Below are 26,257 nucleotides of genomic sequence, written 5' to 3'. Positions count from 1 at the left end.
AAGATCAATGAGAATAAGAGCCGAATGGGAGCTGATTTTTGAGAATTTGAAAAGTATGTGTGTACTTAAATAAGTGTATAAAAGCCATTTAATTTTAAAGTATATCTTGATCAGAGTTACGAGTATATAAAAAGTTAGATTTAGTAATCTTACTAAATTGTAAGATTAAAGTATATATAGTAAGACAAGAGTTATTCAATTAACAATTAAAGACGTCTATACTGAAGGTAATCATTCTTTATTAAGACTTGTAGCATTTTAGCGCCTGTTTATATAAAGAAAAACCCTACTGTTCTAATCCCAGATTAAACACAGTATATGAGGAGGAAGAAAATGAAAAAGATAATAGGATTTCTAGCAGTAACAGCAATTTTTATAGGTATAGGGTTTGCTGTAAATCGTTATATAAATGGTCCCTCACAACCAGTAAACGGTATCATGGTATCTGGATCGAAAGAAAATATATCTGCTGTTAAAAATCTGTATAAAGATCAAAACGTACAAACAGCAGATTATAGTTATAAATTGGTCACAGAATTAATAAAACAAGAACTCACTACCGAACAGAAAGAAGTTATTAAGAAAGAATGGAAAGAAAAAGGAGAAAATATGACTGAAGAAGAGATGGACAATCAACTTGATAAGTCATCTGTTAGAAAGAAACAATACGCGGTTATTACAAAATCTACAGCAGAAAAATTCTTGAAAAAAGGAATTGTAAGAACACCCTTATCTAAAGAAGATAGTTCAATAACTTCAACCCAGGTAAAAGAAATAAAAGAATTAGCGAGTGAAAAAAATTTATTTTATAGAAAAAAAGCGGAAGATGAGGAAGTTAAGGATGGAAATTTAAATTTAAATGGACAAATGATACCTGTTCAACATATTGAACAAAATAATTGGATTGGCTATTTTTCATCACCGATAGTAATTGTTAATGAGGAAACGTATAAACAATTAAAAGAAAAAGAAGTAAGCCTTTCGTTAATTCAGTTTGCAAAAGAAAATTTTGATTATAAAAATAAAAACAAGGTAAAAAAGGTGGTCGAATACGTTTCAAAAGTGTATGCAGTGAAAGACGAGAATGGTGAGTACGATAAGGATAAAATCTATTTTGTAGAGATTCAAAATTAATCTGTGAAAAGGATGAGTTGTATGGAGGTTGTTAGATTAGAAAATGTAGTAAAAACATATGGAGAAGGAGAAACACAAGTACAGGCGTTAAAAGGAATTAATCTTTCCATTCATAGGGGAGAATTCGTAACCATAGTTGGAGCATCAGGTTCTGGTAAAAGTACCTTATTGCATATTTTAGGAGGGCTGGATCGTCCGAGTTCGGGAAATGTGTTTATAGGTGATGAAAATATCTACAATTATAAAGATAATGAACTCTCTATTTTTCGCCGAAGAAAAGTTGGCTTTATATTTCAGTTTTTTAATTTAATTCCTGTCTTGAATGTACAAGAAAATATTGCTTTGCCAGCTCTATTGGACGAAGAACAGGTAGATAATCATTACCTGGATGAAATTATAAGAACTCTAGGGTTAAATGAAAGACGAGATCATTTGCCTTCTGAATTATCGGGTGGTCAACAACAAAGGGTATCTATTGGTAGATCTCTTATAAATAAACCCGATATTATCTTAGCGGATGAACCAACCGGAAATCTAGATACAAAAAATACAAAAGAAGTTCTGAATTTATTAAAAGTAACGGCTAAAAAATATAATCAGACGGTGATTTTAATTACTCATGATCCTGCTATCGCATCAAACTCTGATCGAATTATAACCATTACAGATGGCATAATTATTTCAGATAAAAAATTAGTGCAAAATCAAGAAAAATGTGGAGGGGAGGAGTATTGATTCATAGTTACAAACAGTTAAGTCAAAAATATCTCAGAAGTAATATAAAACGTACTCTGCTAACATTAACAGGTATTATTTTAGCATTGGGGCTAATAACAACGATTGGACTTTTTTTTAATAGTGGATACACTTCGGGAATTGAAAATGCTAAAAAAGGTTCTATGGGTTCTGCAAATATTTCGGTTGAAAATTATAATCAAAAGCTTTTCAATATGATAAAAAGTAATCCGAATATATCTTCTTATGGCATCATAACTCCAGGAGAGGTGCTCCATGTTGATGATATAGCTGTTTCTTATATGTATGCAGATCATCAAGCATTGAAGCTGTTAAAGTCTAGTATTCCTGTAGAAGGTAAGCTGCCTTCAAATGAAAACGAGGCTGTTTTGGAAAAATGGATGCTGCCTTACTTCGGTCCCAATCTTAAATTAGGCGGTATGTTTACTATTCATGAAAAAAAATATAAACTTGTTGGTTTGCTAAATAAGTCTAGTAGTATTCAGGAAAATAAAACTGGTCAATTATTGACATATAAAAATAAGTCCAAAGTTGGTGAAGGTAGCGTATTGATTGAATTGCATAAGTACGCAAACTTTGATGAAGTTGAAAATCAATTTAAATTATTGACGAATAAAGAAAATATAAGAGTGAATGACCAATTAAAGAAAGCCTTAAAGCCTAGTGTGGAGATAATGGCAGCAGCCGCTATTAGTATTGGGATTGTTGTGATTTCTACAATTGTTATTATTTATAATGCATTTCAAATTAGTATAGTAGAGCGAATGAAACAGTTTGGCCTATTGAGGAGTATAGGGGCTACAAAAAAACAAATCAGGAAAATTGTGATAAGAGAAGCAACATTTCTTTCTATTATTGCTATCTTTTTTGGGATTTTGTGCAGCATATTAGTAGTCTTTTTACTTAATCAAGTACTGATAAACATACTTAAAAACTCTATGGGATATACAATTAAATTAGATTGGTTAATTATATGTGTATGTTCTTTAATTACATTGATAACTGTTTATATTTCAAGCTATTTTCCTGCTTTCTTTGCAGGTAGAATTTCACCGTTATTGGCCGTAAGTAGCCGATTAGCTATAAAAAAAGAAAAAATAAAGAAAAAAAAGAGAACAAAATTAAAGAAACCACTATCTTTTCCGTTAAGTATGGCATTAAAAAACATCCAAAGGAATCCCAATAGATATACAGTTACAATTTTGTCTATTATTATAAGTAGTGTACTGTATATCACGTTTACGTTTCTCATAGATACTGCCATTCAGCGTAAACAACCGGAAATTCAAGCTCTAAAATCGGATATATCAGTTACAGTTAATACAAATTTAGACGAGTCTAGCATAGATCGTATGAGTCAAAATATTTATAAAGTTAATAACGTAGAGAAGCTGTACAAGCAATATCAGGCAAATCATTTTTATACGAAAGTACCAAAAAATAAACAAATTAAAGAATTACAGGGAAATGAATCGCTGTATCAAAAAGTAAAATACAATAATCAAACTGTAGAAATTATGGAAACACAAATAAAAGCATACGATGAGAATAGTTTAAAGAAACTAGCTGAAAATGTAACTAGTGGAAGAATTGATATTTCAAAATTAAATCGTGAAAAAGAAGTTATTTTAGTAAAACAAGCTGCATCAAATGATATGAATACAAGTAAAAAATATATAGGTTCTCTAAGTACTTTTCAGGTAGGGGATGAAATCCAAATAACAAGTCAGCAGGAAAGAAAATCTAAAGAGGAAATCTCTTACAATGAAGAAAAACTAGAAACTTTAAAAATAGCTGCTATTGTAGAATTGGACATTTTTAATATGAGCAGAGTGATGGATACCATAACTTTTATTACTAGTGAACAAATAGCCGAATATATTACACCATCTCCACAAAAATTAACAGGTTTTGAAATTGATTTAGAGAATCAATCTCGGGCTGATGCTACAATTTTAGATATACAAAAGAAACTGGGTGGAGATGCATCTATAGATGTACAAAATAATATTGTTCAAAGTAATATTGTTCAAAGTAATTTCCATACAGACAATATACTTTATATAAAAATATTAGGGTACGGATTTATAGCTGTTATTACACTAATTGGTTGTGTAAATATTTTAAATACCATTACAGTCAGCATCATTATGAGAAGAAAAGAATTGGCTGCTTTAAAATCGATTGGTATGTCGCAGAAGGATTTGAAAAAGATGGTTATATATGAAGGACTTCTGTACGGTTTCTTTGGAAGCATACAAGGGATCTTTTTCGGCTGTATGCTGTCGTATATTCTTTATGTAGCACTGTCAAATACGGTGTCGTTTGAATGGATTATACCTTATCAATCTAGCTTTATCACATTTATAACTGCACTTTTGATTAGTTATGTATCGGTACTAATTCCTCTTCGGAAAATTAAAAAGGATAACGTTATAGATGTAATTAGAGAAGAATAGCAGTGATTATAACAATATGTGATTCTGAAGTTCAACCGAGATACGTGTAAAACAGTTCGTAATAGGAGTAGCTAGAAATTTTTCGTAAAGGTAATGAATAGTAAAATCTTTATTATTAATGAAGAAGCCCTAGAGTTAGGGCTCTAGAGCTTCTCGTGATGGTAAATCTCACACGGTTTTATAAATAGAAAAGAACGTATTCAAGATAACACATGAATGTTTCATAAATGTATCAAAAAGTGAACAAAATCTTTGTTTTGTAAATTGAGGTAGTCAGCACAATTAACTAACGGCTTGTAAAAAAAGCCCTGCAGAAAATGTTACAGGGCGGGATAAGATTGAGTTATGTCGTACTCAAAAAAGATTTTAACATGAATCTAAAGATGAATAAATTGGTAAATATGTCCAAGTTCCCTAGAGTAATTATTTTAGCGAAAATGTTATTTTGAATGTAGTTATAAAAGCATTTCGGAAAGTACTCTTCTGTAACAACTATATATTCTAAAAAGAATGGATGCATAATATCATTTGACCTACCCCCACTTTTACATCTTATAGAAAAAGGGGGAGGTCAAGAAAATAAATGTATCTTTGAAAACAAGATGGATTTGTTGAAATGAATCTATCCCCGCAATGACTCATTGTAAGTCTAAGAAGGGGAGAAAACAAAACAATTAAAGTAAAATTCAAACCACACTTTACGGTTCAAATCGAGAAATTCTAAAACAAAAAATACAACAAGCGCCCCTTCCTAGAGGCGCTTGTTGTATTTTTTTAAATGACATAAGATACGTTTACTTGAGTTCTTTAGGTAGTTAGGGTTTGATATACTAACTTAAAATAAAAATGTTGAGTAGTTCATTTTTATTGTACATCAATATATCTGAATTAAATATGCAATTTTGCATCTAATACATATATTATCATTAAGAGTATGTTTTATTAGATCAGTATTTCTCAATAACAACAGCTACACATTCCATTTACATTTATTGTATGTAAGGCGTATGCTAGATTTAGTTGTAATAAATGGAAGGGAGCTGTATTTTTGAACAGAAAATTTTTTTCTTCAGTTTTACTATCGTCACTTTTGTTTTTAGGAGTAACTAGTTCAGGAGGAGTAGAGGCTTCTATGATTACACAAATAAAGTATAAACAAGGCGGAGCAAAGTACATATATACAAATGCACCAGAAAGTGTATACGATAATCCAAATATGGGATCAAACTTTGAAGCTGGTAAGTATGCTTACTACACAAATGAAAGAATATTAGAAGCAAATCAAGAGTATAGTGCTGAATTTTTTAATCGAAATTATACTGGAGGTCAATTGAAATTTGGATATGCTATACACAATGAAGATCGTCAACCGCAAACTATAAGAATTAAAAATAGTGCTGTAAATGCAGCATATCCGGTTAGTTCTGATGGTTCATGGGATATAATGGGCATTACATCTAGTACTATAGTTCAATATGGAAATAGTAACAATGATCAAGTTATTACTATCCCAGCAGATGGACATGTATTTATATTAGAAAAAGATGTAGAAGATACTTTTGCAGTTAATGGAAAAATTAAGTTTATTCCGAACGCAAAATTAACCCTACGTCAATTTGTTTCAAAGAAAAAACCAGATGGACAGTTCTCTAGCCCATCAGAAATTTTTGATCCCATAAAAACAACACAGGTTAAAAATTATAATAAAATCACTTCAACTGCTAATTATAATTACGATGAAAGGCATGCTGTTATTGATAATGTAACAACAAGTACCTTTTATGTAGGCTCAAAGACAAGTAAAGCCTATCCTCAACCTCGTGTTGGTATTAATGAATACGAAGCACCTATATGGTATCTAGAAAATTCTAACCCGACGCTTGAAGGAAACTATGGAATTGTTTATGATTTTCAATTTAAAAATGCGGCAGGAAAGAAAATTAGAATTAAGCCTGAAATTATTTCAGAAAATGATAAGTCAACCGATCCAGAGAAATTCCCGCCACTAGCATTTTTTTCACAAGTAACGTACTGGACTTCAGGAACTTGGAAAAGTACAACCAAATTAACTAAACCTGATCAATATCATTATATAACTATTCCAGCAGATCAACATGTGAAATTTATATTACCAAGTGGTAATAATGGCAATAATCTTTTTGAAATTATAGAATAATGTTTTGGAAGTTAGAATTAAGTGAATAGACATAGACATAGACATAGTTATAGTCATATTGTTGATGCCGATTTTAATAAAAATGTAAGAGAATAAAAGAAACGTCAGTTGCTTTTTAAAAGCACTGACGTTTTTTTGTATAGTCTCATAGCTAGACTTAATTATTAAAAGCTAAATAAATTCATATAGAGTGTAAAACTAAAGAAATTGAATAGGAATTTGGGACTATATTTGTGTTAAAGAGATTGGGGTGGATCTAATTTCATTGAATCTATCATAACTTTAATATTTTTCGAATTACCTTTAACAGATAGTTTCACTTTTTCAATTTCCACTGTTTTTGAAAAATCTTCATTTCCTATTGAACCAATTAACTGATCTAATTCATTAGTCCATGTAATGTTAGTAGCTTGAATCATTGCTTTAATCGTAGGTATATCTACATAGCCAGTATACATAATTCCATCAATTACTTTTCCGCTTTCTCCTAACATGACACTTACCCATTTCATATCTTGATCTGAGTTATCTACTTTTTTAGGGTAATAAAACCTATATGTATTGGATTGCTTTTCTAGTTCAAGATTAAATGGAAGAATTTCAATGCCTTGTGTTGATAAATTACTCTTAATTTTATTATAGTTTTTTAAATATTCTTCTGCTGTCATATGTTTAAGTGCAACTTTTTCTTTTACATCCACTGGTTCTTTTTCGGGTGCTTCTATTTTGTTGAGAGTATCTTTGTGTTCTATATCTGTGCAACCTAACAGGCTAGCCGCTATCAGAAAGGTTCCGAGTATAAGTATTTTCTTTGGCATAAAATCTCTCCTTAAGTGATATAGGGAAAATGCCAAAAGAGTTGATCTCCTTAACAATTTCGGCATTTTTCAAGTTTGGATACTTAATGTTTTTTATAACGAAAAAGAATCATTTATATGATCTAATTGATTTAAGAAAGAACAGTACAATTAGTCCTGAAATAAATAATAAGACCCCATTTATTAATAAGATTAATGGTGGACCATATATGTCAGCGAAAAATGAGGAAATTGCTAAAGCAACTGGTGATGCAATACTCGTAAGAGAACCAAGTGTTCCAAAAGTCCTTCCCTGTAACTCAGGATCTACCTCAACTTTAATAATCACATTGACAAGCAATGTACAAAATGAAAAAAGTATTCCTAAGAGGAGAATTAATGGTACTGCATAAAGAACAGATGGAGCAAAAGATAGCCCTACAAAGATTGGAGCTAGTAAAACCATACTAAGGATTATCCACCAACCTCGTCGATGTAACTTATTATCAAAAAAGATAATAATGCCTGCGCCTAACATATAACCTATTGGAATGCTAGATTCAATTATCCCAAATTCAATTGGATTTGCTTTCCACACTTTTACAGACATTACTTGAATAAGCATTAATGAAGCAGTGAAAAATGTGATTAAAGTAGGCGAGAGTATAATAACAGATTTAGCAAAAGGGTTCTGCCATATATACTTGAAGCCTGCAACAAGGTCCTCCTGAAATGAATTTTTAATTCCTGTTTTTTTTGTAGAATTAGGAAACTTTCCACTTAATAACACTAAAATAGCGGATAACATAAAAGTAACTGCGTCAACTGAGATAGCAATGCTACCACCAAATGCTGCAACTACAACTCCTCCTATTGCTAGCCCCGAAATACGAGATACATTATCTGCTACATTTAATACTCCAGTAGCTTGTTGAACTTTGTCTTTTCCTACAATATCAACTAAGGAAGCATGGAATGCAGGAGACTGAAATAATCCTGCACAAGAAGTAAGAGCGGTTAAGATAATAATAAGAATAAAGGGGGTACCGGGTATTGCAATACAAAATGCGATACTTAGTATTAAAAGACTTCTTATTATATCTGTTATCCACATTAGTTTTCTGCGATCTACCCTATCTGCAACAGTACCTGCAATGGAAGAAAATAACATGCTCATGACCATATGAGTTATGGCAATTGTAGACATTAATTTGGCACTTCCTGTTGCTTGTAGTACCCAAAGGTTTAAAGCAATACTGTGAAATGAATTTCCAAACATTGATAAGGTATAACCTGTAAATACAAAAGTAAATGTACGATTTTTCCATAATGTCTTTTTCGAAGAAACAGCAAGAGCGGAATCTAATTCGACCTGTTGTTGCATAGTATTGTCACCTCACAAATTTAAGTAACTCATTTATAAAAATTTGTTTGCAAACTAATGGTGATGAACTTTAGTAATTGAGTTTATTAGACGATTAATGAAATGGAATCTAATTGTAAAAGAGCTATATTAATATAAGATATTGTTATTTTGAGGTAAAAATGGTAGGTATGAAATGGATTTAAGTACATAAATGTTTGAAAAATAAAAAACAATATAAATTAACCATAGAAATCTTAGAATGTAAGTGGATTTAAATTGTTATGAAATTAAATTACTAAAAAATATCTACTAATGGGATTATCAAATTTGTAGAAGTAAATCTTTAATTTATAAAGAAAATTTTAATTAGCATTTAGGAAGGAATATTTTAACTGTACAATAATGTTTTAATTTTTATATAAGATTTTTAAAAATAAAATATTTCTCCAGATTATTTTGAAATTTCTTTACAGCTTTTCCCTAGGTTTTTAATATTTGTAAGAGCGGAAGCTATATTTATATTTTATAGTTTATTTTGGAATATAAGATTGGTATTAGTAGTATAAATAGTATTTTTATTAATAATCTAGTATTTATTTTTAATACTCCTCTCCACATAAAGTTTTACCAAATATTTTCAGGTGAATATTACCAAATAAAAAATGTTTTGTCTATGTATTTTATCGGGGCTATATTTTGTAAGCATAATTCTATGTAAGAATTTTCTATATTTATCCTCCCTATATAATGACATTTTTTCCCTTACTTCGACATAAATCAAATGGTACAGTTTATAGGACAAATATAGAACCCACTTGTAGAAATTATTTTGTATGAAAAACTGAGTCAAAATATGAGTTACTAGTTAGGGGGCGAAATATATTTTAACTATTTTTCAAATAGTACTTAAGGGTAGAGTACTAAATGTTTGAAAATAGCTGGTAAATGCTTCTATGGGATGGAGGTTGTCATTTGAAAGAAAAAGATAAGCTTAGGATGAATAAGAACAACGTTAATTTTTCTAAAGATATAATATATCAAATTGTAACGGACAGATTCCATAATGGATGCCCATCATATAATCCCAAAGGGGGATTATATGATGAATCTAGGAAAAATAAAAAGAAATACTTTGGTGGAGATTGGATAGGGATTATTGAAAAATTAAATACAAATTATTTTACTGAACTAGGTGTGACGTCATTATGGATATCTCAACCAGTAGAAAATATCTTTACTCCAATAAATGATTTGGTAGGAAGTACTTCATATCATGGATATTGGGCTCGTGATTTTAAAAGAACAAATCCTTTTTTTGGGACATTTGAAGACTTTCAAACCTTAATAACAACCGCTCATGCAAAAGATATAAAAATTATTATGGATTTTGCACCTAATCACACTTCGCCTGCATTACATGATGATGCGACCTATGCTGAAAATGGTAGATTATATGATAATGGATTATTACTTGGTGGATACGATAATGATTACAATCATTATTTTCATCATAATGGTGGGACGGATTTTGAAGAATATGAAGATGGAGTGTATCGTAATTTATTTGATCTTGCAGATCTAAATCACCAAAATATAGCTATTGATTTGTATTTTAAAGAAGCTATTAAACTATGGCTAGACCAAGGAATAGATGGTATACGAGTTGACGCAGTAAAACACATGTCATATGGCTGGCAAAAAAGTTGGCTAAATTCAATCTATAATTATAGACCAGTATTTATTTTTGGTGAATGGTATATCAATCCGAATGAGTATGACCATAGAAATGTTCATTTTGCAAATAATAGTGGTATGAGTTTATTAGACTTTAGTTTTGCTCATAAAGTACGTGAAGTTTTTCGAGATGGAATGGATTCCATGCATGGGTTACACAAAATGGTTGAAGAAACATATCAAATTTATAATGATGTAAATAATCTTGTTACTTTTATTGATAATCATGATATGGACCGTTTTCACATTAATGGACAAAGTAAACGTAGAATAGAACAATCATTAGCATTCTTGTTAACTTCAAGGGGAATACCTTCTGTATACTATGGTACAGAGCAGTATATGGTTGGAAATGGAGATCCTAACAATCGTGGTCAAATGGAATCTTTTGATGTGAATACAGATAACTTTAAGATAATACAATCTTTATCTTCGCTTCGTAGTTTAAATTATGCACTTCCATATGGAAATACCAAAGAAAGATATATAACGGATGATATTTATGTATATGAAAGGTACTTTGGAAGTGATGTGGTATTAATAGCGTTGAATCGAAATTTAACAGAAGGATATGAAATAAAAGATGTTAAAACAATTCTTCCTTCTAGAAAGTATAAGGACATATTGGATGGCCTTTTAGATGGTGAAGCAATTAGAGTTGAAAATAATAATATAGATTCATTATGGCTTGGACCTGGGTCAGTACATGTTTGGCACCATAAAGGAGTAAATAGTATACCTTTAATAGGAACTGTGGGACATAAGATGACAACAGTTGGTCAAATAATTTGTATTGAAGGATGTGGCTTTACTTCTAAAAAAGGATCAGTATTATTTGAGGAAAAAGAGGCGGAAGTAGTTTCATGGTCACATACTAGTATAAAAGTAAAAATTCCAGCAGTGAACGATGGTAAATATGAAATTACTGTTGTAACAGATACAGGAACTAGGAGTAATATCTATAAACATGTAGAGGTCTTCAATACAAAGCAAGTTTGTATTCGATTTGTTATTGAAAATGGATATGAAATAACAGAGAGTGAAGTTTTTATAATGGGGAACACATATTCATTAGGGAATATGAATCCTTGCAAGGCAGTAGGGCCATTTTTTAATCAAATAATGTATCAATTTCCTACGGGTTATCTTGATATAAGTGTTCCGGCTGATACCTTGCTTGAATTTAAATTTATTAGAAAGATCAATAAAACACTATTGATTGAAGGCGGAGAGAATCATAAGTATCGGACCCCGAGTTTTGGAACTGGAGAAGTGGTTGTAAAGTGGCAAACTGCAGAAAAAACTATCTTGGTGGAGTCTTAACTATATGGGTCTACTTTTTTTACAATTGTAATTAAAATTGGGGGGATCTCATTCTGGTAGCTAAAACAAAAGCTTATACTGAAAAATTCTCTTGAAAGTTAACAAAGGGTACAATTTTTTAAGGGAAAACTAGAAAAGAACTGTATTAATGAAAGTGAAAAATAGAAAATTGGAGGTTACTATGGAACGAGCTTCTAAAGTGATTACGATTGAAAATTTTCATTCTGAAATACTTAATAATAGTAGGAAACTATTCATATATTTACCACCTGGTTATGAAAGCAATTCGTATCAAAAGTATCCTGTATTATATATGCATGCTGGGCAGCGATTGTTTGAGCCAGTAATAAAAAATGATGAATCATGGAATGTCCACAAGACGACTGATATGCTAATTTATGAAGGTAAAATTCAAGAGATAATAATAGTAGGTATAGCACATAAAAGAATCATAGAAAATAATGAGTTTTGTCATTTCATTTCACCAGATAAACATATAGAATGCTCAGGGTTATTATATGAAAAATTTATAATCAATGAGGTGAAACCTTACATTGATGAAAATTTTAGAACATTGACTAATGCTGAAAATACAGCTCTAATAGGGTCATCAGCAGGTGGTTTATCAACTTATAATATTGGTTTCCGCAATCCTGAAGTGTTTGGGAAAATTGGGATGTTATCTCCATTCTTTGTGAAAGTTGAAGATGATCATTCGGAATTAAAATTATATGAAATGTATGAAGGAAAAAAAGACTTAAAAATATGGATGGATATAGGTAGTGCGGAAGGTTTTTTCTTGGTAAAACATGTGAGAGATATTGCAGAAACTTTATTGGAAAATGGTTACAAATATAGAGATGATTTAATTTTTTATCAGGATCCAAATGGTGCACATTTTGAGAAAGACTGGGGAGAACGTATGCATCTACCATTAATATATTTCTTTGGAGATGTTGGCAATATAGTTAATGTTACATTAGATGGTCGAGATGTAGTTGGATTAACTGGAATGAAAGTGAAAATTAATCCAATTGTTACGTACGATAGTGGTTTTGAAATGAGTGTTTTAGATGGTGTATTTTTAGTTGATAACCCAGACGTGCTAGAGGTTATGGGGGATGGAACAATTATACCTAAGAAAATAGGAGAAGCCGAAGTTACCTTTGTGACACAAGGTGTAAAAGGAATACCTAAAAAATATAAGGTAATAGAAACATTATCAGAATTTGTAGATGTTTCTGTAACAGTCGAAGTACCTGAAAATACACCAGTTGGTGAACGAATTTATATGAGTGTAGGCATGATACTAGATAGAATAGAAAAAAATCGTTTTGCAGGGAATTTTAAAGTGCCAAGGGACCTTGCATGCAGGTTTAAGTTTTCAAGAGGCTTTAGGCTCTTTGAAGTGGATAAATTAGGACAACCTATTCCAAATAGAAAATTTAAAGCTACTAAGGACTTACAGTTGAATTATACTGTTGAGAACTGGATAGGGCTGTAAAAAAAATAAATATGGGGTGAGTGCTGTAGTGAAAATGAAAGAATTAATTCCAACTTTTGATGTCCCTTATTATTATTCATGCTACATACCAATTCTTCACGATAAATTAAAAAGTATGGGTAGCGTTAGTTACATGAGTTTAATAGCGAATGAAGAGTTATATAGTATACCATCATATCGTATGGATACTATCACATCGATACCTTCTGTAGCAAGATATACACAGTTGTTAGAATATAATCAAACATTTCGTATGGAGAAACATGTATATTCTAATTTCGAAAAGGGGCTTCAATATATAAAAGAATGTTTGAATCGTCAAGAAGTATTTATTGCCTTAGGAAGCACCTTTTTTCTACCATATAGTAATGATTATTTGAACCCCAAATTTATAAAAAGTCATATAGATGTCCATACGGATAAATATGTTACAGACCATTACCTCGCAATTAACAAACTTACAGAAGATAAAGTATTTGTTCAAGATCCAGTTCCTAATAAATTTATGGGTGAGATATCAATGGAGGAGTTCCATTCTTTTTGGAAAGGAGGAAAAGCTATACCTGAATTGGCTCAAGCAAAAGGTATAGAAAGGATTTCACCTTACTCATCAATTGATGTAATTATACAAGAAAAAATAAGCATGGAAAATCTTAGAGATATTTTTTTAAGAACACTAAAAAAAATATCAAGTGAGTATGTTCGAGGTTTAGTTATGCAAAAAAACAATAAGATATATTATTTTGGTAAGATTGCAGCCCTGGAACTTAAAGAAAATATAAATGAAGATTTTCATAAACAAAGAAATATGTTTCCTTTGTATTTGAAATGTTTATTTGATATGAGATGGAGTAGATATTTTTTATATGACTTACTTATAGACATGAATGAGTTATTTGAAGATAAATTTATTCATGTTACTAGTGAGTTAATGGATATAAAACAATCATGGGAAAGACTGTATAAGATTGCACATATTAAATTATTAAAAAAAGATAGTAACTTAAGTGATCTCGAATCTTTTAATTTGATAATGATGGATATTATTAATAGAGAGTGTGTCTTACATGAGAATATTTTATTTCTTCTGCAACATAATTATAGCCTTCAGTCTTGATAGGGAAAAGATAATTGAGAGAAGTAGAGTAAGGCTACTACGTACACTTACGAAACTTACCAGTAGTTGAATAAGTGTATTCAATGTTCATGTTATACAGTACGACAGTTGCTGAAAGGAACTCTTCATAGTAAAAAGATGATTCATAAAAAGGAGTGTATTTACTTGGAAGATACAAATAAAGAAAAAATTATTCAAATCGTATTGTGCTGTGTTGAAGAAGTGAATGAAAATCTTGAAAATAAAATTGATCTTGAAAAAGGAGTGAAAGCACATCTTTATGATTGGGAAGGGTATTTAGATTCGTTAGGATTGGTATCTTTACTGGTAAGTATTGAACAAGGCTTGGAAGACGAATTGGGTTTATCAGTTGATTTGGTTAATTTAGATACAATGTCGCAACATAATAGCCCATTCAAAACAATAGAAACATTAGTTGCGTATATTTTAGAATGCCAGGAACAATTAAAATCACTGACATGACAAAATATTAAAGGAGAAATTTAAAAGGAGGTTAGGTATGCATATTGATTTTTTATTTGAAAGATTTGAAATGAATAAAGAATGCGAAGCTATTGTTTGGGAGGATAAAACTTACACATATGAGTGGTTTCTAAATCAAATAAAGATTTATACAAGGGAGTTAAATGAACATAGAAAGATGGATTATACAATAGTCTCTTTGGAAGCGGATTATTCTCCATACTCTATAGCAATGTTTTTAGCACTTATTGAATTAGGATGTACTGTAGTACCGATATTAAATTCATTGGTTGACAGTAAGAAGAAAGAATACTATGAAATAGTTGAATTAGAAAATGTAATTAAAGTTGAAAAGGCAAGCTTTGAAATAATCAATATACAAAGGGATTACATTCAAAATGAATTATTATTACAACTGAAAAAGTTAAAACATCCAGGATTAGTATTGTTTTCATCTGGTACAACCGGACGTAGTAAAGCAATTGTACATGATTTTACATTACTTCAAAAGAAGTACAGTGTCGCAAGGAGTGCAAAACGTGTTATACCATTTATGTTATTTGATCACATTGGAGGAGTTAATACTCTATTCCAAATTATTTCCAGCTCAGGGTGTTTGGTAATTATTGATGATCGTACCCCAAATCGAGTATGTAACATGATTGAGAAACATCAAGTACAAGCTCTACCCGCATCACCAACTTTTATAAATCTACTTATACTGAGTGAGGTTTATAAAAAGTATAATTTAAATAGTTTGCAGACCATTTCTTATGGATCAGAAGTTATGCCTGAGGCTACACTAAGTAAAATAAACGAAATATTCCCTCATGTTAAAATTACACAAATGTATGGGTTGTCAGAATATGGAGTTTTATATTCACAATCTAAATCGAATGATTCTTTGTGGATCAAACTAAGCGATAAGAATATTGAGTCAAGAGTAGTGGATGGAATGTTGCAGATCAAATCAATGTCTACAATGATTGGCTATATTAATGCTCCAAGTCCATTTACTCAAGATGGTTGGCTTATGACAGGAGATATGGTGGAAGTAGATGAAGATTATATTAAAATTTTAGGAAGAAAATCAGAGATTATAAATATTGGCGGAGAAAAAGTATTTCCAGCTGAAGTTGAAAATGTAATACAGGTAATGGATGGAGTAGAGGAGGTTGCTGTTGTTGGTGAAAAAAATGCAATCACAGGGCAAATGGTTAAGGCTGTGGTTAAATTAAGTACAAATGAAAGTGTAAGTGAATTTAGAAAGCGATTAAGAGAGTTCTGTAAAGATAAACTACCATTATATAAGATTCCACAGAAAGTGGTATTAACAACTGAGAAAATGCATACAGAGCGTTTTAAAAAAGATAAGAAGGTATTTATGTAACCAAAAGTTGAAGTCCTTTTATACAATAATTTAAAAGTAAATTATAAATCCCTTATATTTTGAAAAAACTTTTTCAAAATATAAGGGATTCTTTTTATTTTTTTCGGATCTAAATTGAGTAATTCATATAAATAAGCTTCATCGCGAAATAAAAATTTACGTGTTAAGGAGAAACTTTATGCTTATAGAGTTTGTTGTTGTTTATTATTACGATTCGATAGGAGTTTATCTAATGATATAGATTGGCTGTTATTTACTACAAAAAATAAAGAAACAGCCAATAATAATAAATCAAATTCATACCCTCCTATAAATCCTTGATCAAATTTCACAGTAATAATAGCTCCGGCTATAAGTAAAGAAAATAAGGTTGAAATAATTCGTGTACCAAGCCCCAGAATAACTAAAATTCCACCCACTAGTTCAAGAATTGCTACTGGATATGCAAGCCAATCGAATATTCCTAGGCTGTTGAAGAAATTTTCCGTATTATGAATGCCATCTTGAAATTTTGTGAGTCCATGAGCAAAAAAAGTTAAACCTAATACTAATCTAATAATGAAAAAACTTAACTCATTTTTGTTTGACAATTGATTTTCCCCCATTCAATGATTTTGAAGTACGGTTAGCCATAGATTTTTCCTTATTCTAATGATCTATATATGATATAGAATTAAAAAACAGTATATTTTTTTGTTTTTCAACTTTACTACTTGATCACTTCTTGTTTAAAGGAATAAGGTTCTATCCCTTTAATATGTATTTCAATATCCTGAAGTACTGTATTGTTAATCGATCCTTCAATCATTCCAAATGTCTTATTTAGGATGTGACCGGCACTTTTAAACCCAACATAATGTCCACGAACCATACGTGGAAAACATGCACCAAACATGCCTTGTACCGTTATAATTGATTGGAAATGTAGAACCTCAGTAATTAATGTTCCTATCATCGCTATTTTGATTTTACTATTTGGAGGCACTTTAATAGAATGTTCAATTGAAGGAGAGATATGAATTGATTTTGAATTACTTTCGCCTACAAAAGTTGAAATATTAAATTCATTACCCGATTGAAATTTACCAGCGATAATAAGATCTGATTTTAAAGTTAAACCTGTAATAGATTTCGAAGTCCAAGATTGTATATTGGCCCATTGTTCTTCGATTGTCACTACAATCTCTTTTTCTTCATTATTAGGATTACATACGAATTGTTCCTTTAGGGTTATTTCATCTATTGAAGGTTTTTCAAGATCTCGAAATATAAAAGGGCCCAGCATTTTATAACAAGCATGACCATAACGTTCAGTAATAGCAGTCTTATTATGAATTGGAAATGTCTCATTATTTACTGCAATTTCATCAGGAAGTATTCCATAAAGATCTTTAAACGCATCCATCATGGAGTCTGTAGTTGAATCTAATGAATCTAGATCTGAAAAAGATAATTTTTCTTGTATAATCATACTAATGCTCCTTACCTATTTATGTATTTTATTTGTTTGATCGTGGTCAAAAGACAATTAAAATATGAAGAAGAGGTAAACTAATAGTTTGACAGATAGAATAATTAATAACTTTTGAGAATAAATTCCATTTTATGATGTGGGATTCCTATCAATTAATACTCGTTAAAAATTTATAAAGATTTGATTGAATTTTAGGAAAATAGAGGCTGTTATTGGAAATCTAACTAAGGATAAAGTTATGGATCAATAAACGGATTATTAAGGATGTAAAATAACGGATGAATAGCAGAGAGATGAATGCGAACGAAAGAAAATCTTGTGGATCATAAAGAATTTTAGAGCTAGAGGTATAAATAACAGTACAGATAAAGTTGAAGAAACCTACAAAAGGTTATATTAAATCTAGCTAAATGATAAAAGCCCTGCAGGGGATGCAGGGCAAGACTAAGGGTATTGAAGAATTGTCGATTCTAAAAGTAAAGGACTTCTTGGAATGCTATAAGTTTAACACATAATATTTAAAAACTTTATATATAGATGTTACAGAAATGTGAATATGAAAAACTCAGATAAAAATCATGAAAAAGTTGATGATCCATAGAAGCTATAAGGGATTATGTTTGTAAAATTGTCTTTATATAGTTAATAGAAAAGGCTTTTGTTGGTCTTAATATCCGGGAATCTAGTAGAATGCACTGCCTAGTAGACAGGTTCCTGGATATTACGATGCGTGAAAGCATCAAAAAAGCCCGTACAGAAGCACAGGCCGGTTGATACACATATCGGTAACTAAATATTAACAGAAATACTTAGTAAGTACTATTGAAAAAATAAAAAACTGCTTTCCCCCTAAGACGGTTTGAAGAAAACACATATAATAAAGCACTTATATTATACCAAATGTTTTCTCCTAATTAATATATAGTATATATTAATCATCCAGCAGAGGTGCTTTTTACTTCTTTTATAGAATTTCACATTAAACATATATGTATACGCATTGCATTGTTACTACACGCTCAGGAATAGTAATAAAAAGATGATACCAATAAAACTGTATAAAAATAAAAAGAATCCTAATAGGGGTAATTCTTTATGAAAGTTGAGCATGACAAACCTCCTTGGATATATAGAATATTTTAATATATTGTTGGTCTATTTAAAAAGAAAAACATAACTTGGTACATTGGATTAGAGGATATCTATATGTATAGGTAGAATCTAATTATCTGGTTCACATTTTAAACCAAGGGGTACAAATTCGATGCGACGTGAAAAGGATTTGTTGAAACAATGGAAGGCGGATTTGCAAGCTATCCAAGAAGAGAAAAGGCTGAAGAAGAAGTCTAAGAAAAAGAATAAGAAATATAGCATTCCTGGTAATACAGCTGACTTCATGAATGGAAAGAATACTTTTCGTAAAGAGAATAGGGTATGGAAGCAAAGAAATAAATAATGTGAGGATAAATGATTTTGATTAAATGTATAGGAATTATAGTAGGCGCTGCCTTGATTTGGGCGGCGTCTTATTTGTTGTTAAGGAAAGATAACAAAACAAACAAATACAATGAACGAAAAAATACCTGAGACTATTGCCACAGGTAGGCATGTACAGCTAGTAAAAACAATTCTATTAATGTACTATTTTAGATGTTGATTTAATTCAGTGAGATTCGAAATTATAATGCCATGATTTGAAAATGAGTTCAAGAGTGTTTGTAAATTCAAGCAGCTCTATAATCTTTGTTTTTAAGCTTCTTTCTAATATCAATAAATCCTATAATCATTATTGCCATGCATATTAACTTGAGCCAACGAACCCCCTGGTAGAACATTAAACCAGAGAAGAATTCATAAGCGTATAATAAACCGATAATTGGGAATAGCCAAGTCATAAATTTCAAATCTTTTAGATGAAACTTATAATTATTAATCTTTTTCCACATAAGTATCAACTCCTATTTTCCTGATGTTCTGTAGTCTTTCTTGATAATATCTCGCATGTTTAGGATAAAGAATAGAAGGAAAACCAAGGCTATGATTCCGTTAACCCAGTAGTATGTATGTCCTGCTGTGAATCCAGTGTAGAAAGAAAAGGCATTCCAAACTAAAAGGATTGTTGAACAGATAGTAGAGATTAATAATGAACTAAAACTCCTCATGATTGTCACCTCGATTCAAAATGTTAGTTGTTATTTATAATTATACATACAAATAAATAGATTTAAAAGGGGAGGATATAATAAAATAATATAAAGGAATCACTGTGAGGCGAGAAATATGGATAGGTAGCGAATACGCTGTTTTTTTATTTTAAATAGAAAAAGGAATCTCAAAAGATTCCTTTTTCTAATTCCGATATATCTTAATCGCATATAAGTAAAGACGTGAAATATTATATAAAAATTTAAAAATGTGGACAAGAGAAGTTATACAAATGACATTAAATAGTATGTATGAACATAGTAAAGGGTTACGTGTATATATTGTTAACCATATTGTTGAGATAACACCAGAGAGTATAGACAGCCCAGATATAACATTTAAACAAAAAATCTATGTTAACTAAAAGTAATAATCTCCTATCACAATGTTTGATGGGAGGTTATTACTTTTCTGAAGATGAAATTAAATATCTTTATTATTCCTAAGAGTGCGAGAAGGATATTGGAATAAATCTACTGCGCTTGAGGTTTTACATATATTATTGAAGGAAAAATATAAGATGGCAGAGGAAGATGTATTAGTAACATGTGATACGAAGTGGGCTGTTGCAAATGGCTAATTAACGCCCTTACATAATTTTTGGAAGAACAATCCGTTTCATATGTTGCATGACTACAATCCCAAAGTATATACAATAGAAAAATGGGAAGTCATAAAGAGGATGAGAAGAAAGAAACGAGTTAGAAATAAAAATACACCTAGTTAATAGGTGTATTTTTTAGACTTGAAAACCACTTATGTAGTAGAGATTTCTCTCGGGTACAGTGTATCACATTAGAAAACATGCGTATACATCATATTTGTTACGTAAAATGGATTTCTTTTGGTATACGATTCATTTAAAATTTAATTTGATCGCCTTTTGGGAACTTAGATACCTTCGCCAGGTTCTGTATTAGAAGGAGCCCCGCCATGGTCCCCATCTGCTTCTAGTTTTGGAGCTGGATAATGTCCATGCGTATCTTGTATCAGAACAGGTGTTCCCTTCAGTTTAAAGCAGGAGCTCCACCAGTATGACCATGAGATTCTAGCGAAGGAGCGATTAAATCTGCATGAGTCTCTTTTTTAGGAGCCATTCCTTCCCCATGTGTATTTGTAAAGGAAGGAGCCCAAGTATCTCCTTTGTTGTATGATGAAATAGGAGGTCTTCCGTGATCATAAGCAGGAGCCCATGAATCCCCATGCGACTCTAATTTCGGAGCAAAAGTTTCTCCATGTTCAGCTTTTACAACTCCGCTATCTCCAATGTTTACACCAAAAAGACCAAAACTAAAGACAGATAATCCTACAATCGTTAATCCAAGTTTTCCTTTCAAACTATACCTCTCCTTTTTGCTTTGTTTTTGCTATTTTGTCTAAACGTGGTAGATAGAATGAAACAAATCGTAAAAAATTACCAAATTCATACGGTATACGACTAATTCTGTGTAAGATTTTGTGAAACCTCACTAAAACTAGAATTTTCTAAAAAGTATTTCGGCAAAAATCAATGTTCGTAGGAAGTTGTTTTTTAGAAGTGCCAATTTACTTGAAAAAGGGAGAGTGATCCACTGTAGAATCCAAGTAATTATTTAATTGACCAAAAGTGTTAAGCAAAAAAGAGCATCTAACATAAGTTAAATACTCCTTATTTTAAGACTATGTTCAGTTATATCTCTAATGGAATAGTTATCACTAAAATTAACAATAACAGAAACTTTTTGATGTTTATTGTTTATGACATGTCCATGCAGATAAATTTCATGTGTTCTATACTCTTCTGATGGTTTAATTGTTTCGATTACAATATCGAGATTTCTTTCTTTTTTGAAGTAACCGATAGTTACTAGTTCAGCAGTCTTTTTTACTTCTGGCCATTCCTCATTGTATTCTTTTGGAATGAAATGAGCTGACGCCAAAAGTATAAATACAATAGGGATGGTAATAAAAGCTATACTTATAATTCCATAGCGTAATAAGTTTCTTCCCATTAAGTGACACCTACCAATGATGTTGTATTAAATATGGTCAATAGTCTGTATAATAAACCAACATTAACCAATTTACTATCAATTAAGGTGACAATAGTATTATAAATTTGTAAGGTTTATCAGGTAGAGAAACTAATGAAAAGGATATACAATCGTTATTTTTCAGCATATCCTCTTCGGAATTTATCAAATACTTACTTGAATGTCGTTATCTCTATATAGATATTTTATTTGAACAAAAAAATGACCCTTCAATTGAGTAAGAGTCCTAAAAGTAAAGAAAAAGTCGTATATGATACTACATAAAATTGTTTTTTATTATAACATTTAATAATATAGTTGTCTATACAATAATGTGCGGAAGAACTGACAAACATACTATTTGCAGATGAAAAAGTCCTAGAATGGACTAGGACTTTTCTACTGAACGATGCGATTTATAAAAAGAATATAATTAATATATTATAAGAATGTTTCATAAATGCATCGAAAAAGTGAACATTTTGTTATTCGAATCTAAGTTGAAAACCACATATTTAAGCATGTAGTTTAATAAGGAAAGAGGAACTTAAAATCTGGTGAATCTCCACCAATATCGTTTAATTGTCCAATGTAAAGGTGAAAGGATATTAACGAAAAGGCCAATTTAGTAGGAAGTAAATTTAAAAAGTCCTGTATTTTGACAGGACTTTCAAAAAGGGAACAACAGTTAACAACTGAAGGTACCTTTATATTACTATTACTGGTAGTTTTGTTCCATGTGTTATGTGTTGAGAAATAATCTCCTATGAGATGAAAAAAGTAACCAATAAAGTTAAGTGACGAATTGATGTAAAAAGGACATTCGGACCTGTAAGTAATGGATATGAAACATATAGTTATAGTCGAGAAAATGAACAGTTCATAAGCTAGAAAGTTTAGCTTGCATATAGCATATGTTGTAAAGAAAGGGTGGGGATGAAGTATGGAACGACTGAACTGGGGCATCGAGGGGTTAGTATTTGTGGGCTGTACGTTTCTTGGCGCGGGAGTGGGATTTATGTTTGGGAGCGCCCAAACTGGGTGGCTGATAGGGATGGGCGCTGGGTTTCTTGGTATGGCTTTGACGAGATGGATTGGAAAATAATATAACAGGTTTACTTTCTTCAATAAATAAAGCGATAGGCACATAAGAATGTACTTACATAGAATTTCAAAAAGAGACACCAAAGGGCGTCTCTGCATACTTACATTTCCACTTTAATTATTACAATACCCTCTTAACATACATTTAGAAAAACGATTTGGATATAAAGCAATAAGCATTCCGTAGGGGCTTCCTTTCCAATAGCGTTGTAAGGGTGTCCGTAATTTTTGTTTTATGAGCCATCGTTGACTAAATACGTTTAATAGCTGTTTTTCATCCAGTTTTTCTTTCTCTTCAATGGTCCATCTTAATGCTTCTAGTGCTTTACATTTGGACCAAAAGCCAACTGGTGTAACTTTAAATTCCCATTCTTTAAAGCGACCTGAATATAAGTCGTTTATCATTTTAAATGGACTATTTCCCCACATTAATTGACATGGAGACGCTAATCTGTGAGTCTTTAGAAACTTTATACTGTATACATCCAGTATTTGTTCGGGCGTTAATTTTTCTTTTTCTTCAATGGTCCATTTCAATGCTTCTAATGCTATTTCTTTTGTCCAGAAGTTATTGGGCGTCATGAGAAATTCCCATTCTTTAAAACGACTAGGGTACAAATCGTTAATCATTGCAAACGGACTACTATTCCAGTACATAGCCAGAGGGGCACTAAGTTTGTTTTTCTCCAACCATTTTTTACTGTATACGCGTAAGAGCTTTTCGTTCGATAAACCTTTTTTTTCTTCAATCATCCATTTCAAAATCGTTAATGCCTTTTCTTTCGTCCAAAAATTTAAAGGAGTCATACCAAACTCCCATTCTTTAAACTCACTTGGGTATAAATCATTTATTGCTTTAAAAGGGCTATTTTCGTATCTATGTTTGAGTAATCCTCGTAATTTATACTTTACAAGTAATTGAGTGTTCCATTTTTTTCTGATGTCTTCCTTATCCCATTTTAAGATAATGTGTAATAAATATGTGATTACTCTGCGGGCGAGCTTATTATCCATATCTTCTTTCCAAGTATTCGGAGGGAATCGTTTCCTTTTTCCATCCAATATTTCTTGATAAATATCTTCTATGGCAATGACTTTCATTGACAATATATAAATCCTCCTACATTTGTATTTATATTTATACAGTATTAACATTTTAATTAATATATCTATATTATATAATTTAAATGAAATCACCATTAAAAACAATATATAATTTATTTTTTCTAAAAAATCCAATCATTTAACTAATTAATATTTGTTTAAATTTTCTATTTTTTGTTATATACTTAATTAGAATCATTATATCTGTATATTAGGAGTGTATTTTTATGGAGAAGCTTAACAAAAGCGATATTATTCGCAGCGTTCCGCAAAATGGTTTCTTTGGACATCCCAAAGGACTATTTACTTTATTCTTTACAGAATTTTGGGAGCGATTTTCTTACTACGGAATGAGAGCAATATTACTTTACTATATGTACTATTCCATTTCAAAAGGTGGCTTAGGGATGGATCATGCCACAGCTGCATCCATTATGGCTATCTATGGTTCGTTAGTTTACATGTCAGGAATTATTGGTGGCTGGATTGCTGACCGCCTATTAGGTTCAAGTAGAACAATATTTTGGGGTGGCGTTTTAATAATGATTGGTCATCTCATCTTAGCTCTACCAGGAACGGTTAGTACATTATTTATCTCAATGGTATTTTTAGTACTTGGAACAGGGTTATTAAAACCGAATGTATCTAGTATTGTTGGTGATTTATATAGTGAAACAGATACTCGTCGTGATTCAGGTTTCAGTATTTTCTATATGGGTATTAATTTAGGAGCACTATTATCTCCGTTTGTGATTGGAACACTCGGTCAAAAGTATAACTTCCACTTAGGTTTTGGTGTGGCAGCAATTGGTATGCTATTTGGATTAATTATGTATGTTCTTACGAAAAAGAAAAATCTAGGATTAGCAGGAACGCAAGTACCAAATCCTTTAACAGACAAGGAAAGAAAAAAGGTTCTTATACAGTTTAGTATTGGTATTATCGCAATTGCACTAGTTTGTGTGTTAACAATTCCAACAGGTATTTTAACGATTGATCGATTTACTTTACTTGTAAGTATCTTAGGTATTCTAATTCCAACAGGCTACTTTGTCTTTATGTACCGTAGTCCAAAGACGACAGAAGTTGAAAAATCTCGCTTAATTGCTTACATACCACTATTTATCGCTGCTACAATGTTTTGGGCGATTCAAGAGCAGGGAGCAATCATCTTAGCTAGTTATGCTGATCAACGTACGCAGTTAAACTTTGCAGGATTGGAGGTTCAATCTTCATGGTTTCAATCTTTAAACCCTATTTATATTGTTTTACTAGCACCAGTATTTGCTTGGCTTTGGGTAAAGCTGAATTCACGCCAACCAAGTACAGCAAATAAATTTGCTATCGGTTTATTATTTGCTGGTTTATCATTCTTAGTGATGATTATTCCTGCATATATCCATGGTACCGAATCCCTTGTTAGCCCAATTTGGTTAGTCATTAGTTTCCTTCTAGTCGTAATCGGGGAACTTTGTTTATCACCTGTAGGTTTATCTATTACTACAAAACTAGCCCCAGCAGCGTTCTCTGCTCAAACAATGAGTCTATGGTTCTTAACGAGTGCATCTGCACAAGCTATCAATGCGCAGCTTGTGCGATTATATAATCCTGAAACAGAGATTATTTATTTCGGTGTAATTGGCGGAGTATCCATTGTTTTAAGTGTTATTTTATATTTCATGGCTCCAAAGATTCAGGTACTGATGAAAGGGATTAAATAATAGAACTGTGCCAAAAACTTGTTACCATGCAGGTTTTTGTGCACAGTTTTTTAGTGCTTTATCGTATGTAAAACTAGCTCCTTTTAAACGAAGAACAACAAAGGCAATTGATCAGAAGTAAGTCATTTATCGATATGGATGATTAGGAGAGAGCATTTACGGTAACCCCAAGTCGAGAATATTCCGATACTAATATAGTTTATACATCTAACTCTATTTAATAGGTTAGTTTTGAAAGATGGAACTCCTGCATTCGAAAATGATGTACATAAGTTTTCCAAATGGGCAGCTTATTTTTTGTTTTAGGGTTACTTCAATATCTAAGCTAAATCCCTATGGAGCAAAACTAAAAAAAGACGCCAAATGGCGCCCCCAACTTGGGTTAATGAGGTTTTAGT

Annotated in this window: 20 protein-coding genes and 1 pseudogene; 12 read left to right on the top strand and 9 right to left on the bottom strand. The window is 31.2% G+C overall.

Annotation, left to right across the window (positions count from 1 at the left end; all coding sequences use genetic code 11):
- Nucleotides 1-333: 333 nt before the first annotated feature.
- The 4 genes from N2V92_RS01520 (at nucleotide 334) to N2V92_RS01505 (ending at nucleotide 6,525) form a co-directional block, all read left to right on the top strand.
- Nucleotides 334-1,134 carry a lipoprotein BA_5634 family protein gene (locus N2V92_RS01520; RefSeq protein WP_098506590.1) on the top strand — a complete coding sequence of 267 codons (801 nt, stop codon included), beginning with the start codon at nucleotides 334-336 and terminating at the stop codon, nucleotides 1,132-1,134.
- 21 nt (nucleotides 1,135-1,155) lie between these two features.
- On the top strand, nucleotides 1,156-1,869 hold the full coding sequence (locus tag N2V92_RS01515; RefSeq protein ID WP_098437628.1) for an ABC transporter ATP-binding protein: 714 nt from the start codon (nucleotides 1,156-1,158) through the stop codon (nucleotides 1,867-1,869).
- Nucleotides 1,866-4,349, top strand: a complete 2,484-nt coding sequence (locus tag N2V92_RS01510; protein WP_170265018.1) for an ABC transporter permease — start codon at nucleotides 1,866-1,868, stop codon at nucleotides 4,347-4,349. Before N2V92_RS01515 ends, N2V92_RS01510 begins: the two co-directional genes overlap by 4 nt.
- A gap of 1,048 nt (nucleotides 4,350-5,397) precedes the next feature.
- Nucleotides 5,398-6,525: a copper amine oxidase gene (locus N2V92_RS01505; protein ID WP_098506592.1), complete on the top strand. Its 1,128-nt coding sequence runs from the start codon at nucleotides 5,398-5,400 to the stop codon at nucleotides 6,523-6,525.
- A gap of 236 nt (nucleotides 6,526-6,761) precedes the next feature.
- Here N2V92_RS01505 and N2V92_RS01500 read toward each other — a convergent pair whose 3' ends face one another.
- Nucleotides 6,762-7,343 (bottom strand): hypothetical protein, encoded by a 582-nt coding sequence (locus tag N2V92_RS01500; RefSeq protein ID WP_098506593.1) that lies wholly within the window; start codon nucleotides 7,341-7,343, stop codon nucleotides 6,762-6,764.
- 109 nt (nucleotides 7,344-7,452) lie between these two features.
- Nucleotides 7,453-8,706 carry an MFS transporter gene (locus tag N2V92_RS01495; RefSeq protein WP_001187351.1) on the bottom strand — a complete coding sequence of 418 codons (1,254 nt, stop codon included), beginning with the start codon at nucleotides 8,704-8,706 and terminating at the stop codon, nucleotides 7,453-7,455.
- Nucleotides 8,707-9,660: 954 nt separating this feature from the next.
- On the opposite strand from N2V92_RS01495, the gene N2V92_RS01490 reads away from it, so the two are divergent.
- The 5 genes from N2V92_RS01490 to N2V92_RS01470 all read left to right on the top strand — a co-directional run bounded on the left by N2V92_RS01490 (nucleotide 9,661) and on the right by N2V92_RS01470 (nucleotide 16,239).
- The gene (locus N2V92_RS01490; RefSeq protein ID WP_098506594.1) at nucleotides 9,661-11,745 is read left to right on the top strand and encodes an alpha-amylase family glycosyl hydrolase; all 2,085 of its coding nucleotides are present in this window, start codon (nucleotides 9,661-9,663) and stop codon (nucleotides 11,743-11,745) included.
- 181 nt (nucleotides 11,746-11,926) lie between these two features.
- A complete protein-coding gene (locus N2V92_RS01485) occupies nucleotides 11,927-13,249 on the top strand; it encodes an alpha/beta hydrolase (protein ID WP_098506595.1) in 1,323 nt (440 codons plus the stop codon).
- Between the two features lie 28 nt (nucleotides 13,250-13,277).
- Nucleotides 13,278-14,366, top strand: coding sequence for a hypothetical protein (locus N2V92_RS01480; protein WP_000782268.1), 1,089 nt, complete (start codon nucleotides 13,278-13,280; stop codon nucleotides 14,364-14,366).
- Between the two features lie 165 nt (nucleotides 14,367-14,531).
- Nucleotides 14,532-14,849, top strand: a complete 318-nt coding sequence (locus tag N2V92_RS01475) for a hypothetical protein (RefSeq protein ID WP_000390268.1) — start codon at nucleotides 14,532-14,534, stop codon at nucleotides 14,847-14,849.
- A 37-nt stretch (nucleotides 14,850-14,886) separates the two neighbouring features.
- Complete coding sequence (locus tag N2V92_RS01470) at nucleotides 14,887-16,239, top strand: ANL family adenylate-forming protein (RefSeq protein WP_086407498.1); 1,353 nt, start codon at nucleotides 14,887-14,889, stop codon at nucleotides 16,237-16,239.
- A gap of 182 nt (nucleotides 16,240-16,421) precedes the next feature.
- Here the strand turns inward: N2V92_RS01470 and N2V92_RS01465 are convergent, their stop codons facing one another.
- Nucleotides 16,422-16,829 carry a DoxX family protein gene (locus N2V92_RS01465; RefSeq protein ID WP_170265021.1) on the bottom strand — a complete coding sequence of 136 codons (408 nt, stop codon included), beginning with the start codon at nucleotides 16,827-16,829 and terminating at the stop codon, nucleotides 16,422-16,424.
- A 119-nt stretch (nucleotides 16,830-16,948) separates the two neighbouring features.
- On the bottom strand, nucleotides 16,949-17,710 hold the full coding sequence (locus N2V92_RS01460) for a hydralysin-2 (protein WP_133964093.1): 762 nt from the start codon (nucleotides 17,708-17,710) through the stop codon (nucleotides 16,949-16,951).
- A 1,267-nt stretch (nucleotides 17,711-18,977) separates the two neighbouring features.
- Here N2V92_RS01460 and N2V92_RS01455 point away from each other — a divergent pair.
- A complete protein-coding gene (locus N2V92_RS01455; RefSeq protein ID WP_016090630.1) occupies nucleotides 18,978-19,169 on the top strand; it encodes a hypothetical protein in 192 nt (63 codons plus the stop codon).
- A 268-nt stretch (nucleotides 19,170-19,437) separates the two neighbouring features.
- Here N2V92_RS01455 and N2V92_RS01450 read toward each other — a convergent pair whose 3' ends face one another.
- The 4 genes and pseudogenes from N2V92_RS01450 to N2V92_RS01435 all read right to left on the bottom strand — a co-directional run bounded on the left by N2V92_RS01450 (nucleotide 19,438) and on the right by N2V92_RS01435 (nucleotide 21,909).
- Nucleotides 19,438-19,659 (bottom strand): hypothetical protein, encoded by a 222-nt coding sequence (locus N2V92_RS01450; RefSeq protein WP_098506597.1) that lies wholly within the window; start codon nucleotides 19,657-19,659, stop codon nucleotides 19,438-19,440.
- A 12-nt stretch (nucleotides 19,660-19,671) separates the two neighbouring features.
- Nucleotides 19,672-19,875 carry a hypothetical protein gene (locus N2V92_RS01445; protein WP_074790762.1) on the bottom strand — a complete coding sequence of 68 codons (204 nt, stop codon included), beginning with the start codon at nucleotides 19,873-19,875 and terminating at the stop codon, nucleotides 19,672-19,674.
- Nucleotides 19,876-20,809: 934 nt separating this feature from the next.
- Nucleotides 20,810-21,255 (bottom strand): annotated as a pseudogene (locus N2V92_RS01440) (hypothetical protein).
- A gap of 300 nt (nucleotides 21,256-21,555) precedes the next feature.
- The gene (locus N2V92_RS01435) at nucleotides 21,556-21,909 is read right to left on the bottom strand and encodes a phosphoglycolate phosphatase (RefSeq protein WP_088070564.1); all 354 of its coding nucleotides are present in this window, start codon (nucleotides 21,907-21,909) and stop codon (nucleotides 21,556-21,558) included.
- 1,003 nt (nucleotides 21,910-22,912) lie between these two features.
- Between N2V92_RS01435 and N2V92_RS01430 the strand changes: the two genes are divergently transcribed.
- Nucleotides 22,913-23,035 carry a hypothetical protein gene (locus N2V92_RS01430; RefSeq protein WP_255285307.1) on the top strand — a complete coding sequence of 41 codons (123 nt, stop codon included), beginning with the start codon at nucleotides 22,913-22,915 and terminating at the stop codon, nucleotides 23,033-23,035.
- 113 nt (nucleotides 23,036-23,148) lie between these two features.
- On the opposite strand, the gene N2V92_RS01425 is transcribed toward N2V92_RS01430, so the two are convergent.
- Nucleotides 23,149-24,135, bottom strand: coding sequence for a DUF4046 domain-containing protein (locus N2V92_RS01425; protein WP_430793822.1), 987 nt, complete (start codon nucleotides 24,133-24,135; stop codon nucleotides 23,149-23,151).
- A gap of 230 nt (nucleotides 24,136-24,365) precedes the next feature.
- Here N2V92_RS01425 and N2V92_RS01420 point away from each other — a divergent pair, with 230 nt between their 5' ends.
- Nucleotides 24,366-25,859 carry a peptide MFS transporter gene (locus N2V92_RS01420; protein ID WP_000413411.1) on the top strand — a complete coding sequence of 498 codons (1,494 nt, stop codon included), beginning with the start codon at nucleotides 24,366-24,368 and terminating at the stop codon, nucleotides 25,857-25,859.
- Nucleotides 25,860-26,257: the final 398 nt, after the last annotated feature.

The sequence above is a fragment of the Bacillus sp. CH_48 genome, from assembly GCF_038008465.1.
GTDB classification, from domain to species: domain Bacteria; phylum Bacillota; class Bacilli; order Bacillales; family Bacillaceae_G; genus Bacillus_A; species Bacillus_A thuringiensis_S.
The sequence above is the reverse complement of the archived record's forward strand: the minus strand, read 5'-3'. Positions and strand labels throughout refer to the sequence as shown.